General features: G+C 36.8%; 17 protein-coding genes. 12 read left to right on the forward strand and 5 right to left on the reverse strand.

The window, feature by feature from the left end:
- The first annotated feature begins 48 nt into the window (after positions 1–48).
- From N0B16_RS08435 to N0B16_RS08475, 9 genes are all read left to right on the forward strand, one after another.
- Positions 49–579, forward strand: a complete 531-nt coding sequence (locus tag N0B16_RS08435; protein WP_262990378.1) for an RNA methyltransferase — start codon at positions 49–51, stop codon at positions 577–579.
- 185 nt (positions 580–764) lie between these two features.
- Positions 765–1,415, forward strand: a complete 651-nt coding sequence (locus tag N0B16_RS08440; RefSeq protein WP_262990380.1) for a CBS domain-containing protein — start codon at positions 765–767, stop codon at positions 1,413–1,415.
- Between the two features lies 1 nt (position 1,416).
- Positions 1,417–2,283, forward strand: a complete 867-nt coding sequence (locus tag N0B16_RS08445; protein ID WP_262990381.1) for an NAD kinase — start codon at positions 1,417–1,419, stop codon at positions 2,281–2,283.
- 64 nt (positions 2,284–2,347) lie between these two features.
- Positions 2,348–3,418 (forward strand): class II fructose-bisphosphate aldolase, encoded by a 1,071-nt coding sequence (fbaA, locus tag N0B16_RS08450; RefSeq protein ID WP_262990383.1) that lies wholly within the window; start codon positions 2,348–2,350, stop codon positions 3,416–3,418.
- A gap of 87 nt (positions 3,419–3,505) precedes the next feature.
- Complete coding sequence (gene accD / locus N0B16_RS08455) at positions 3,506–4,360, forward strand: acetyl-CoA carboxylase, carboxyltransferase subunit beta (protein WP_262990384.1); 855 nt, start codon at positions 3,506–3,508, stop codon at positions 4,358–4,360.
- 53 nt (positions 4,361–4,413) lie between these two features.
- The gene (locus tag N0B16_RS08460) at positions 4,414–4,929 is read left to right on the forward strand and encodes a DUF6973 domain-containing protein (protein ID WP_262990385.1); all 516 of its coding nucleotides are present in this window, start codon (positions 4,414–4,416) and stop codon (positions 4,927–4,929) included.
- 76 nt (positions 4,930–5,005) lie between these two features.
- Positions 5,006–6,409 (forward strand): nucleoside recognition domain-containing protein, encoded by a 1,404-nt coding sequence (locus tag N0B16_RS08465; protein WP_262990386.1) that lies wholly within the window; start codon positions 5,006–5,008, stop codon positions 6,407–6,409.
- Between the two features lie 9 nt (positions 6,410–6,418).
- Complete coding sequence (locus tag N0B16_RS08470) at positions 6,419–7,153, forward strand: ATP-grasp domain-containing protein (RefSeq protein WP_262990387.1); 735 nt, start codon at positions 6,419–6,421, stop codon at positions 7,151–7,153.
- 14 nt (positions 7,154–7,167) lie between these two features.
- The gene (locus tag N0B16_RS08475; protein ID WP_262990388.1) at positions 7,168–7,560 is read left to right on the forward strand and encodes a hypothetical protein; all 393 of its coding nucleotides are present in this window, start codon (positions 7,168–7,170) and stop codon (positions 7,558–7,560) included.
- Positions 7,561–7,574: 14 nt separating this feature from the next.
- Here the strand turns inward: N0B16_RS08475 and N0B16_RS08480 are convergent, their stop codons facing one another.
- From N0B16_RS08480 to N0B16_RS08495, 4 genes are all read right to left on the reverse strand, one after another.
- The gene (locus N0B16_RS08480; protein ID WP_262990389.1) at positions 7,575–8,456 is read right to left on the reverse strand and encodes a ferric siderophore ABC transporter substrate-binding protein; all 882 of its coding nucleotides are present in this window, start codon (positions 8,454–8,456) and stop codon (positions 7,575–7,577) included.
- Positions 8,457–8,480: 24 nt separating this feature from the next.
- On the reverse strand, positions 8,481–8,879 hold the full coding sequence (locus N0B16_RS08485; RefSeq protein ID WP_262990390.1) for an ExbD/TolR family protein: 399 nt from the start codon (positions 8,877–8,879) through the stop codon (positions 8,481–8,483).
- An 80-nt stretch (positions 8,880–8,959) separates the two neighbouring features.
- The gene (locus N0B16_RS08490) at positions 8,960–9,664 is read right to left on the reverse strand and encodes a MotA/TolQ/ExbB proton channel family protein (RefSeq protein WP_262990391.1); all 705 of its coding nucleotides are present in this window, start codon (positions 9,662–9,664) and stop codon (positions 8,960–8,962) included.
- Positions 9,665–9,830: 166 nt separating this feature from the next.
- On the reverse strand, positions 9,831–10,292 hold the full coding sequence (locus N0B16_RS08495; protein ID WP_262990393.1) for a hypothetical protein: 462 nt from the start codon (positions 10,290–10,292) through the stop codon (positions 9,831–9,833).
- A gap of 167 nt (positions 10,293–10,459) precedes the next feature.
- Between N0B16_RS08495 and N0B16_RS08500 the strand changes: the two genes are divergently transcribed.
- Positions 10,460–12,256 carry a DUF885 domain-containing protein gene (locus tag N0B16_RS08500; protein WP_262990395.1) on the forward strand — a complete coding sequence of 599 codons (1,797 nt, stop codon included), beginning with the start codon at positions 10,460–10,462 and terminating at the stop codon, positions 12,254–12,256.
- Between the two features lie 91 nt (positions 12,257–12,347).
- Positions 12,348–12,794 carry a DinB family protein gene (locus N0B16_RS08505; RefSeq protein WP_262990396.1) on the forward strand — a complete coding sequence of 149 codons (447 nt, stop codon included), beginning with the start codon at positions 12,348–12,350 and terminating at the stop codon, positions 12,792–12,794.
- 19 nt (positions 12,795–12,813) lie between these two features.
- On the opposite strand, the gene nth is transcribed toward N0B16_RS08505, so the two are convergent.
- Positions 12,814–13,434, reverse strand: a complete 621-nt coding sequence (gene nth / locus N0B16_RS08510) for an endonuclease III (RefSeq protein WP_262990397.1) — start codon at positions 13,432–13,434, stop codon at positions 12,814–12,816.
- A gap of 35 nt (positions 13,435–13,469) precedes the next feature.
- On the opposite strand from nth, the gene bcp reads away from it, so the two are divergent.
- Positions 13,470–13,919 (forward strand): thioredoxin-dependent thiol peroxidase, encoded by a 450-nt coding sequence (gene bcp, locus N0B16_RS08515; protein WP_262990399.1) that lies wholly within the window; start codon positions 13,470–13,472, stop codon positions 13,917–13,919.
- The last annotated feature ends 27 nt before the right edge of the window (positions 13,920–13,946 follow it).

Below are 13,946 nucleotides of genomic sequence, written 5' to 3' on the forward strand. Positions count from 1 at the left end.
ACATCTGTTACTATATAAGAACTCGTAAATAAAATAAGAAAAAATATTTTGGCACATAAATTAAAACTGGAAGAGCTCAACAGAGTTGATGTGGAAACTTTTAAAAGCCTTCAGAAAATCCCACTGGTTGTGGTTTTAGACAATATCAGAAGTATGCATAATGTTGGCGCAACATTCAGGACGGCAGATGCTTTTCTAGTTCAGAAAATTATTTTGTGCGGGATTACTCCTCAACCGCCTCACCGGGAAATTCACAAGGCTGCATTAGGCGCCACAGAAAGTGTAGACTGGTCATACGAATCTGATATTAATATTGCCATTCATGATTTAAAGAGTCAAAATTTTGAAATTATAGGCATTGAGCAAACCACGGAAAGCGAACCTATTACCGATTTTAAAATTGACCCCGATAAAAAATATGCCGTGATCTTGGGAAATGAAGTAGAAGGAATCAGTGATGAAGCGTTACCGAATATTGATTCTTTCATTGAAATCCCGCAATTGGGAACAAAACATTCTTTAAATGTGAGTGTTTGCGGAGGAATTGTTATGTGGGAATTTGCCAAATTCCTACAATAAAAAAACTGCAATTGCCTAAAAGACAGTGCAGTTTGAAATAAATCTAATAAAAAGTAAAAATGAAAGGCGACAAAGATAATTGATTTTTATGGATCAGCAAATTTTTAGCCCGTTTTTTTTATTTTTCATAAAAATTTATACCATATAGCAGAGCGGTTTCATTTTAAATTTTATAAATTAGCACCATGTTTATCAAGGACTATATCTCAAAAGATTTTCCGTGTTTTCATCTGACTGACTCTATAGAATCGGCTAGAGAAACCTTAGAAGCTTTCGGATATACACATATTTTCATCAAAAAATCACACCATTTTTACGGCGCAATCGCTAAAGAATTTTTGTACGAAGCAGAAGGAACCCTGAAAAATCTCGAACATCAGATCGAGCGTTTTGCCATTCTGGATGATCATAATATTATGGACAGTATCCGTCTGTTTTATACCTTTAATTCAAATGTAATTCCCGTTATCAATAAAAGTGAAAAGTATCTCGGCTACATTTGCTGTGATGATGTTTTCCAGACATTTTCAAAATATCCCCTGTTTTCTGAAACCGGTGCCATTCTCACTGTGGAAACTCCGGCCAGAAAATATTCGATGACAGAAATCGCCAATATTGTAGAAAGCAATAATTCTAAATTTTATGGAGGTTTTATCAGTTTCATGTCAGATGATGTGATCCAGATTACCATTAAAATCAGCAATGAAAATTTAGCTTCCATTGATGCCACTTTTGACCGGTATGATTATCGCATTGTTGAAAAATATTATTCTGATGAGAAAACAGATCTTTTCAAAGACCGTTTAGGTTTTTTACAAAAATTTATCGAAATATAATATGAAGGCAGCCATCTATTCACAGAAAAAAGACCTCGACACTTTCTTATACTTAAGCAAATTTATTTCTGAGCTTGAAAGCAGAGGCGTAAAATCTGTCTTGTTTGATGAAATGGCCGAAGCGCTGCAGTTTTCTAAAATTTTTGAAACCTTCGGGAATAAACAAGATCTTATCGATAAAGAAATCGACCTTTTTTTCACTTTCGGAGGAGACGGAACCATTGTAAATTCTTTAACTTTTATTGAAGATCTCGAAATTCCCATTGTTGGGGTAAATACCGGAAGATTGGGGTTTCTCGCCAGCTTCACCAAGGAAGAGGCATTTAAAGAACTTGATGCTATTCTGAAAGGCGATATTAAGACCAGCCGCCGGTCTGTGATAGAGGTCGTATCTCCAAGATCAGATGAATTTTTTCCGTATGCCCTGAATGATGTGACCATATCTAGGAAAGAAACCACCTCGATGGTAACGGTAGACTCTTATATTAATGATGAATTTCTTAATGTTTTCTGGGGAGACGGAGTAATTGTGTCTACACCCACCGGTTCTACAGCATATTCTCTGAGCTGTGGCGGACCGATCATATCCCCGAATAACGAAAACTTTGTCATCACCCCTATTGCGCCGCATAATTTGAATGTGAGACCGTTGGTTGTGAATGATAAGGTAGAAATCAAATTTAAAGTAGAAAGCAGGGTTCCGCAATATTCTCTCTCTTTAGATTCCCGGCTGATCCATATTGAGACCGATAAAGAAATTATCATCAGAAAAGCCGCCTTTCAGATCCTTCTGGTACAGCCGAATAATCTGAGTTTTTACGAAACCATCCGCCAGAAACTACTTTGGGGAAGAGACAAAAGAAATTAATATTTTCTTAAAATTCATTATCTTTACAAGAATTTATAAAACACCAATAAATAATACCTAAAACATGAGCAGAATTTTTCCGGCAGGAGTTGCCACAGGTCAGTTAGTGACAGATATTTTTCAGTACGCAAAAGAAAATAAATTTGCATTACCGGCGGTGAATGTCATCGGATCCAGCAATGTAAATGCGGTGATGGAAACTGCAGCAAAATTAAATGCTCCTGTTATCATTCAGTTTTCAAACGGGGGAGCTGCTTTTAATGCAGGAAAAGGATTGAGCAACGACGGTCAAAAATCGGCTATTTTAGGCGGTATTGCAGGTGCAAAACATATTCACACGCTTGCAGAAGCCTATGGAGCAACCGTAATTTTACATACCGACCATTGCGCAAAGAAACTTTTGCCTTGGATCGACGGTTTGATGGATGCTAATGAAGAATTCTTCAAGCAGACCGGAAAATCTCTTTATTCTTCTCACATGCTTGATCTTTCTGAAGAATCTTTGGAAGAAAACCTTCAGGTTTCAGGAGAATATTTCGAAAGAATGGCAAAAATGCAGATGACTCTGGAAGTTGAGATCGGTGTAACCGGTGGTGAAGAAGACGGAGTTGATAATTCTGATGTAGACAACTCAAAATTATATACCCAGCCTGAAGATGTAGCTTATACCTACGAAAAATTAAAAGCGATTTCTGATAACTTTACTATTGCAGCTGCTTTTGGTAACGTACACGGAGTTTACAAGCCTGGAAATGTGGTTCTTACTCCAAAAATATTAGATAATTCTCAGAGATATGTTCAGGAAAAATTCGGGACCGCTGAGAAGCCTGTTAATTTTGTATTTCATGGTGGTTCTGGTTCTACTTTAGAAGAAATCAGGGAAGCAATTGATTACGGGGTTATCAAAATGAATATTGACACTGATCTTCAGTTTGCTTATACAGAAGGGATCAGAGATTATATGGTCAACAATATCGAATATTTAAAAACGCAAATCGGAAACCCTGAAGGAGAAGAAAAGCCAAACAAAAAATTCTATGACCCGAGAGCTTGGGTGAGAAAAGGAGAAGAAACTTTCTCAAAAAGATTAGTTAAGGCATTTGAAGATCTAAATAATATAAATACTTTAAAATAAAATTGTACAAGTGTATTGCTGTAAAATGTATTCATGATTTGAAAATTTTACATCAATACATTTACTTTATACATTAATACATACAAGATGGCATTCGACTGGTTTAAAAGAAAAGCACAAAATATCACGACTTCTACCGACGAGAAAAAAGATGTCCCGAAAGGGCTTTGGCATCAGACTCCGTCAGGAAAAGTGGTAGAGCACGAAGAACTGAAGAAAAACAATTATGTTTCTCCTGAAGACGGGTTTCATGTAAGAATAGGAAGCGCCGAGTTTTTTGACATCCTTTTTGACGACGGAAAGTTTACGGAACTGGATGCAAACGTTGAAAGTATAGATATGCTTCAGTTTAAAGATACCAAATCGTATACAGACCGTCTTAAAGAAGTAAAAGCCAAAACAAAACTTACAGATTCTATCCGAAACGCTGTAGGAACCGTAAAAGGTACTGAAATGGTCGTATCATGTATGGATTTTGCCTTTATCGGCGGATCTTTAGGATCTGTAATGGGTGAAAAAATAAGAAGAGCGGTTGATTACTGTATCGCCAACAAACTTCCGTATATGATTATCTGTCAGTCGGGAGGTGCGAGAATGCAGGAGGCTACGTATTCCTTAATGCAGCTGGCAAAAGTACAGTCAAAACTGGCTCAGCTTTCTGAGGCCGGCCTTTTATATATCGCCTATCTGTGTGATCCTACCTTTGGAGGAATTACCGCTTCTTTTGCGATGACTGCAGATATTATCATGGCCGAGCCAAAAGCACTGATCGGTTTTGCAGGGCCAAGAGTTATTCGCGAAACCATCGGAAGAGATTTACCGGAAGGTTTCCAGACGTCAGAATTTCTTCAGGAAAAAGGTTTTGTTGACTTTATTGTAAAAAGAACCGAAATCAAGGATGTAGTGTCTAAAACAGTTAATTTATTAACGGTAAAAGCTTAAAAATTATATAAACACCATACAATCTCTCTCTATTTTGAGGGAGATTTTTATTGATGAGAACTTTCAGCGTCATTTTCAGTACGATCCGAGCCATGAGTTTTAAGAAGATTCTTAAGCTCCTGTCGGCTGTTTTGCCTCATCCCTTATTTTCATTTTTAAGTTTTTACGCAACCGTAAGAGCTTTTTCAATCGCACAAAAGCTGTACCCGAAAACCGCGTCAAAAAACGGAGAAGGAAATGCCTTCAGACATGCATTCTGGTGTTGCCTCATTATGATGTACTGCTGTAAAATCTCATCTCCCGAAAAAGCACTGAATTTCTGTAAAAAAATTACAGACCTGCACGAAGAATTATTCCCCAACAAACCTCTGGAAACCAAGATGGATCTTCATAATAATAAAATAGGGATGGACTATTTCATGGAAATCTTACCCGGGATTCACCGGCAGTTTTTTGAAAAAAATTTCTTTATTGAAGAACTCCAGAAGAAAACAGCCAACGCAAAGGTTTTGAAAAGCCTGGAAGATGATTTTGCGGGCGAACTGGTTTACCTGGATGAAAATGGGTAAAATCTTTATGACCCATGATAAAAGTTTTACTTTTTATATTAAATGTATTATCTTTTCTAAAAATTAATTAAAATAAATGGTTCTCAGCAGAATTTGGTCGGCTTTTATCATCATTGCCATTGCTATTGCAAGTATAAAATACATCTCATCAAACCATTATAAAACCATATTTAATGATATGGTGGTGGGTAAAGGAGGTGATACCGTAAAAGTTGCAACTCAAAAAATGGCTGTTTTCTCTCCTGTCATCAAAGACAGTCTGATGAAAAAACCAGATTTTGCGCAGGACAGAATTCATTACAAGACCGATTCTTTACAGCAGGAAGTACAGGTGTATCGTATTCAGGAAGCAGATGGTGTGATCGGGACTTCTGAAACAGCGGTGAAAATCTGTCTTGGTTTAATTGGAATCATGGCATTATTCATGGGATTCATGAGTATTGCCGAAAAAGCAGGCGGAATCAATCTTTTAAGCAGATTAATTCAACCTTTTTTCTCTAAACTGTTTCCCGAGATTCCAAAAGGACATCCCGCTTTTGGACATATGTTGATGAATTTCAGCGCCAATCTTTTAGGCTTAGATAACGCGGCAACTCCTTTCGGCTTAAAAGCAATGGAAAGTTTACAGACTCTGAATCCCAATAAAGATACAGCCAGCAATTCACAAATCATGTTTCTCTGTCTGCATGCAGGAGGAATGACCTTGATTCCGGTGTCAATCATTGCTCTGAGAGCTTCTGCCGGTTCAAAAAACCCTACAGATATATTTCTTTATTGCATGATTGCAACTTTTGCGGCAACTTTAGCTGCTATGATCATTGTTTCAATTTACCAAAAAATAAATCTTCTACAACCTGTGCTTTTAGCTTATATTGGAGGGATTTCTGCACTGGTAGCACTTTTAGTTTGGTATTTGACGGGGCTTAGCAAAGAACATTTAGATATTTTCAGCCAGATTTTAAGTAACGGATTGATTCTTTTCATTTTCTTAGCGATTGTACTTGGAGCTTTATATAAAAAAATTAATGTTTTTGAGGCATTTGTTGACGGAGCTAAAGAAGGCTTTACAACCAGTGTAAAAATTATACCTTATTTAGTGGGAATGCTGATTGCGATTTCTCTGCTGAGAACTTCAGGAGTTTTTGAAGTGATTATTGACGGGATGAAATGGGTGGCGAATGTCTTTAATCTGGATGCGAGATTCGTTGACGGACTTCCGACTGCTTTGATCAAACCTCTTTCCGGTTCCGGAGCCCGCGGAATGATGATGGATACCATGGCTACTTTTGGAGCAGACAGTTTCCAGGGTAAATTGGCTGCTGTGCTTCAGGGAAGCTCAGATACAACGTTTTATGTAATTGCAGTTTATTTTGGGGCAGTTGCTGTTAAAAATACAAGATATACTGTTATTGCGATGCTTTTGGCAGATTTAGTGGGTGTTATTACGGCAATTGGATTGGCGTATTTATTTTTTGCTTAAACCAATCTTATGAAAGCATATATACAAACCGATAAAAATGGCGAATTCTATAATGTTAATGCCTTTGTAGCTTACGAAGGCTTCAAAAATTTTGGCTTTGAAATTGAAAAGTTTACTAATCTCGATGAAATTTCAAACAAAAATCCTGAACATATTATTGTTGGTGGAATTGGAAATGTGAGAAGACGTTTACAAGATTTAAATATAATCCGTAAAAATAAAGAAATTGATTATCCAACAGAATTGAAACCCTATCTAAAAAGAAATATCTGGAGTTCTACCATTAACGAAATATTCAATAAAAAAGAATGGAATATTTTTATCAAACCTCAAACAGAGACAAAATTGTTTGCAGGAAAAGTGATTAAAAGTGAAATGGATTTTTTAGGATTGATTAATGAAGAAAAAGAAACTGAAGTTTGGTGTTCTGAATTGATCAATTTCAAAACAGAATGGCGGTGTTTTATCCGGTATAAAGAAATTTTAGATATCAGAAGATATAAAGGTGATTGGGACACGAAAATTGATGTTAAAACTGTAAATGATGCCATAAATTCATTTATTTCACAACCTAATTCATACGCTCTGGATTTTGGTGTAGATGAAAATGGAGAAATGTTTTTAGTAGAAGTTAATGACGGTCATTCTTTAGGAACTTATGGTCTATCTTCGGCTCATTACGCAAAATTTCTTTCAGCGAGATGGAGTGAATTAACACAAACAAAAGATTTTTTAAACTTTTAATTATAATATCAGCAATGATTACCGATAAAGAATTTACCTTAAGATTAATACGCCAGTTAACTCAGGCTTTAGAAAAACTGATTTTAGATAAACCTGAAGAAAGTTTAATGCAGAAAGAATTAGATTTTGATTCTTTAATGAAAGATATTTTCAAAATAGATTTCGCGGAACTTTCATCCAAATCAAAAGATGAAATCATAGAAATCGTAAATGAAAGACAGGAAAGGGATCACAAAGACTATTACGAAATGCTGGGAAATCTTTTCTATTATAATGGTAAAGGAGAAAAAAACAACGATTTTCTGGATAAAGCGAAGACATTCTACGAATTGTACCTTCAAACAAGCGGCATTTTTGCTCTCCCGATTATTAACAGGATCAATGAAATAAAAAAAGCACTTGAATAAAGTGCTTTTCTATATTAGAATGTAATTTTATAACTTCCGGTAGATGAGGTGCTTGCTTTTTCGGCCTTCACGTATTTTTTTACCCACGAAATTGAGGTAGAAACCACACAGGGATCAGAAACACCACCTGATCTTTTGGCTGATGAAACATTTCCAGCTTTGTCAACAGTGTACGAAATCGTGATCGATCCTCCTGCGGAACAGCTGTGGCTGGGTTGTGAGCCGCCTCTTCCCATTGTTCCGGGAATATAGCCTACCAGTTTTCTGTCGATTCCTACTTTGCTGTCTCCATTTCCGTCTCCGCCTAAAGGGTCGCCGTCATTTCCTATTCCCTGCCCTGTTCCCTGGCTTCCTGCTTTAGTTCCTCTTCCTTTTATTAAATTTCCAATAGCCGCATTTCCTTTTCCGTCGCCGTTTCCGGTTTTTGAATTGGCAGTTGCTGCAGAAGTCTTGGATTTATTTTTGGCAGCAGCACTTGAAGCCGGTTTTGCCTTTGTTTTTGAATCTTCTTTTTTAGGAACTGTAACTTTAGAATTATTTCCGGTGATGATTTTCTCTTTTGCTTCCGTCTTTTTATTTTCCGGTTGAGATTCCGGAGTAATAATTGTTTTGGGATCTGCCACTGTATTTTCTACAGGTTCAGGAGTGGTTTCATCTGCTTTTGCCGCTAAGCTTCCTTCTTGGTTTGCGGGTTCTTCGATTCCCGACCCATTTCTGTTATCTCCAAAATTGACAAGCATTGTTGTAACGAGTTCCGGCTCTTTCACCGTTTCGGTAGGTTTAAGTTTATATATAAAAACAAACAGCAGAATGGCAGACCAAATAAGCACAGAAAGTACTGCGCTTTTTATTTTGTCTTTTTTTTCTTCGTTTTTGTTGATACTGTATGTTCTCATCTTAGTAATGATTGCCTGTTAAATTTATTTGTCTTTGACAGTGGCAATGGCAATGTTCAGTTTATGTTTTTCAGCGATTTCCATTATAAAAACCACATCTTTATGCAATGTATTTTCGTCTGCTCTTATGGTAAAAGACTTTCCTGATTTGGCATTAAGATCATTTACAATGGTTTGTTCCACCGCTTCTTTTGCTACCGGTCTGTCATCTACAAAATAAGTGCCGTCTGGTTTTATGCTTACCGTAAGAGGATTATTAATATTGTCATCTATCGCACCTGTAGTCGGCAATTTTACGTCGATTGCGCTTTGATTGGCTGCGGAAGAAGTGATCATGAAAAAGATCAGCATCAATAAGATCACGTCTGTCATGGCTGCCAAACTGAATTCCGGGTTTGCTTTATTTCTTCTCTGAATTTTCATCTGTTTATTTTACGGTTAAAGATCAGGCAAAATCGCTAAATGTTTAAATAATTGTCTGTACAGCGATTTCGTAAGAAAGATTATAAAGGTTTATTGATGATATCTAAAAATTCTCCGGAAATATTCTGTGCTTTCAATACAAATTTATCAATTCTTGTTAAAAGGATATTGTAAAAAAAGTTAGCCGGAATGGCCACCGCCAATCCAACCGCAGTTTGCCCTAAAGCGGTATAAATCCCTTCTGAAAGCGTTTTTGGAGAAAAAGATCCTTCTGCATGAGAGAGATTAAAGAACGCAATAATCATTCCGATTACCGTTCCCAGTAATCCCAACATCGGTGCGATACTCGGAACAACGGCCAGAAGATTCAGGTTTTTTTCCATATTGGCAACTTCTACCTGCGCCTGCGATTCCATTGCGCTTACGATATCGGAAACCGGTCTTCCCAGTCTTGAGATTCCTTTTTCTAAAATCCTTCCTTCGGGAGAATGCTGTGTTTTACAATAATCGAGTGCGGCATCTACTTTTCCTTCTCTTATAAAATCTTCTATATTATTCATAAAATTAGAATCTGTTTTTGAGGTAAGTCTTTTGATAAAGAAAAATCTCTCAAAAAACAGGTATACAGAAAAAACACCCAGCAATAAAACGGTGGCCATGACTATTTTAGCAAAAGCGCCTCCATGAAAAAGAATATTCCAAAAAGAAAATTCAAGTTTATCAGCAGGGACAACAGGTGCGGTTACCTGTGCAAATAAAATCTGAGTAAGTTCCGTTAACAGCATTAATGATTATTTTTTAATGGTTTCTAAACGACAAAAATAAAGGAATATTATTAATTGTTGTCTTAAAATAAGCTTAAAAAACGATATTTCGTCAACATATCCGTAAAAACAACAAATTTCTTTTCAAAAATTGAAAAGAAATTCTCATTGTCTATTTTATTGCAGATTAATCTTCGTCTACTACAATCTCATCCTGCTTGAATTCACATTTGAGCCTGAAAGGAATAGGATTGTCTGATCCTGTGTAGAAATCATCAATATTTCCTTTCCAGATCACCTGAAGCACCCCTTCTTCATTTTTATCAAACAAAAGCTCATTATCATAAATGAGGGCATCTTCATCACAAAATAAATTTACTCCGGTGAACGTTTCTTCATCAGAATCATTAATATGAAGTGTTTTCCCGTCGATTTCTGCATCCTCTATGGGAAAGTCATATACTTCGAGTGAAAGCTGGGGAAAATGGTACTGTAAAGAGTCATCATCCACATGATCTAAGCCGTCATCTGTAATGATTTCCACTTCCAGAAGATGTTCCTGATTGCTATAAACAGCCTTGCAATAAGTGCTTTTTATATCATATTTTAGTGTTTCTTCCGGATGGTAAATTTTTAAAATCCCTTTCATTATTTCCTTAAAAAAGATCTGTGAATTGTATAAATGTTAAATGTTATCAGCAAAGATAAAAAATTGCGTGAATGTGTAAAATGTTTTGAAAATTATTTTTGAAAATTACATACCATAGCCTCAAAAACTCGTTTAATATTCTATTTTTGTAATCATAAATGCCGAAAATGAAAAATATCGTATCAAAAACAATCTTGGGAGCCGGGATCATCATGAGTCTGTTTTCCTGTAGAAAGACAGATTCTCCTTTAACCAAGGTAACCCCAACCAATTTAGATTCTATCGCCTCAAACTATTACGAGCAATATCTGAAACTCTATCCTCTGGAAGCAACATCACAGGGAGATTTGCGATACAATGACCAATTGCCAATTAATATTGATAAAGATTTCATTTCCGGGGAAATAGCGTTCTATAATTCTGTACAGCAACAGCTTAAAAATGTTGATTATAAAGATCTTTCCACAGAAGATAAAGTGGTATATGATGTTTTGGATTATACGTTAAAAGACAAAATTGAAGCGTATAACTATCATCCGGAATACATTCCGTTTTCACAATTCGGAGGTCTTCCTCTCAGCTTTCCTTTGTACGGAAGCGGAGAGGGAAGCCAACCTTTCAATACCGAAAAAGATTACGAAGACTGGCTGAAAAGAATGGATAAATTTCCTGACTGGATGAATGCCGCTACCGATAATTTCAGAGATGGAATCAACAATAAAACGGTGTTGCCCAAAAAGCTGATCGTGAAAATGATTCCTCAGATGAAAGCCGAAGAAATTATTACGCAAGATTTTGATAAAAATATTTTTTACGGCCCAATCAAAAAGTTCCCGAAAAATTTCACCCAGGCTCAAAAAGACAAATTCACGAAACTGTATGAAGAAGCAATTTTAACAAAAATAATTCCTGCATATACAAAAATGGGTGATTTCCTGGAAAAGGAATACCTGCCAAAAGGAAGAGATACAGATGGTTACAACAGCCTTCCTAAAGGAAACGAAACATATGCTTTTTATGTAAAAAGCTGGACGACTACTAATAAAACTCCCGAAGAAATCAATAAAATAGGGCTGCAGCAGGTTGCGATGCTGCGTGGTGAAATGGAAAAAGTACAGCAGCAGGTTGGTTTTACGGGCACCCTGGAAGAATTTATCAATCATGTGAAAACAGACCCGAAAGCAATGCCTTACAAAACATCAAAAGAAGTTCTGGATGGGTTCAATGGGATTTTAGCAAAGATAACGCCTAAGCTGAAAACCATGTTCACCGTAACGCCAAAAACAAAATTTGAAATCAGGCAGACCGAAAAATTCAGAGAGGCAAGTGCAAGCGCAGAATACATTCAGGGAACTCCGGATGGTAAAAGGCCCGGAATATTTTATTGCCCGCTACCCGATCCCACCAAATTTAATGTCACATCCGGAATGGAATCCCTTTTTCTTCATGAAGCAATTCCCGGTCATCATTATCAGGTTTCTTTGCAACAGGAAAATACAAAACTGCCAAAATTTATGCGATTTGGATGGTTCGGCGCATATGGTGAAGGTTGGGCCCATTATTGTGAAACTTTAGGCCCGGAATTCGGGTTATATACCGATCCTTATCAAAAAATGGGGTATCTGAGCGATCAAATGCTGAGAGCGGTACGATTGGTAGTAGATACCGGAATCCATACCGGAAAAATGTCCAGAGAAGAAGCGATCACTTATTTTCTGAATAATATTGCCTACGATGAAGCCGGAGCCACCGCAGAAGTTGAACGGTATATGGCGATGCCGGGACAAGCTTTGGGCTATAAAATCGGTTCATTGAGAATCCGTGAGCTGAGAGAGCAATATCAAAAACGATTGGGAAGCAAGTTTAATCTGGCCAAGTTTCATGATGAGGTTTTGAGCCAGGGTTGTCTTCCTCTGGATGTGCTGAACCGGAAGATGGAGCTTTGGGCGAAAAGTCAGAAGTAAGAAAATTTACTATAATATGAAAGTCACAAATCAATTTTTGTGGCTTTTTTATTCTAGATATCCTTAAATTTAAATCAAATTATTTCCAAAAATGATCACAGAAAGTTTAAAATCACTGTACACCAGAGATTTAATAAAATTAAAAACCGAAATTGAAGCTTATCAGAATGAAGAAATACTCTGGAAGACCGATAAGAACATTTTAAATTCAGCAGGAAATCTTTGTCTGCATCTGATCGGAAATCTGAATCACTTTTTTGGCGCCGTATTGGGAAACTCCGGATACGTAAGGCAGAGAGATCTTGAATTTTCATTAAAAAATATCCCAAGAACAGAACTGATAAAAAATATTGATGCTACCTTAACAGTGGTGATCTCAACATTAGATCGGCTCTCTACAGAAGATATGGAAAAAGCGTACCCTCTTGAACCTTTAGGATATCCCATGACTGTAGGATTTTTTATGATCCATTTAATCGGACATTTAGAATATCATTTAGGACAGATCAATTATCACAGGAGATTGCTGGATATTTAAAACGTAAAGAAGTTATCCCTTATTTCTCAAACAGCATCTTCGTCAGAAAATCCTTTTCCCCGCTCCCTCTTGCAGGAGAATATTCTCTGCCGTAATATATAATCTGCAGATGCAGCTTGTTCCAAACCTTTTCCGGGAAAATAGCTTTGGCGTCTTTTTCAGTTTCCACGACGTTTTTTCCAGAAGTAAGCTTCCAAAGCTTCATTAGTCTGTGAATGTGAGTATCTACCGGAAAAGCAGGATATCCGAAAGCCTGGCTCATTACAACGGAAGCGGTTTTATGTCCTACTCCGGGCAAAGCTTCCAGTTCTTCGTACGTTTGCGGAACAATTCCATCATGCTTTTCCAATAACAGTTCAGCCATTCTTTTCAGGTTCTTGGCTTTGGTATTGGACAGCCCGATTTCCTTAATCAGCTCTTTAATTTCGGACGCTTCCAGTTTTGCCATCTTTTCCGGAGTATCGGCCACTTTGAAGAGATTGGGAGTAACCTGGTTTACTTTTTTATCCGTCGTCTGTGCAGAAAGAGCGACGGCAACCATCAAAGTAAACGCATCAGAGTGATCCAATGGAATAGGAACTACAGGATATAATTTTTCTAATTCCTGCTGTACAAGCTCGGCTCTTTGCTTTTTTGTCATTTATTACCATTAAATTTGAGCAAAATTAAATCATTATGCTGAAAGTAGGAGATTCTTTACCACAATTTGAAGGAAAAAATCAAGACGGAAAAACAGTGACTTCATCAGAATTTATTGGGAAAAAACTGATTATCTTTTTTTATCCACAGGCAAATACACCAACATGCACGGTGGAAGCCTGTAATCTGAGCGATCACTATTCTCAACTGGAAAAAGCCGGTTTTCAGTTATTAGGAATAAGCGGTGATTCTGTAAAAAAACAGAAAAACTTTCACAGTAAATTTTCATTTCCTTATGACCTGATTGCCGATGATGATCATTATATTATTGAGAAATTCGGAGTTTGGCAGGAAAAAAACACATTTGGCAAAACCTACATGGGAATTGTGAGAACGACTTTTATCTTCAATGAAAAGGGAGTCTGCGAAAGAGTTATTGAAAAAGTAACTTCAAAAACAGCTGCTGAACAAATTCTGGAAGGCTGATTTAAAGCGCAATTGCTCAACCTGTTA

The organism is Chryseobacterium gilvum (genome assembly GCF_025628965.1).
Taxonomy (GTDB): Bacteria; Bacteroidota; Bacteroidia; order Flavobacteriales; family Weeksellaceae; genus Chryseobacterium; species Chryseobacterium gilvum.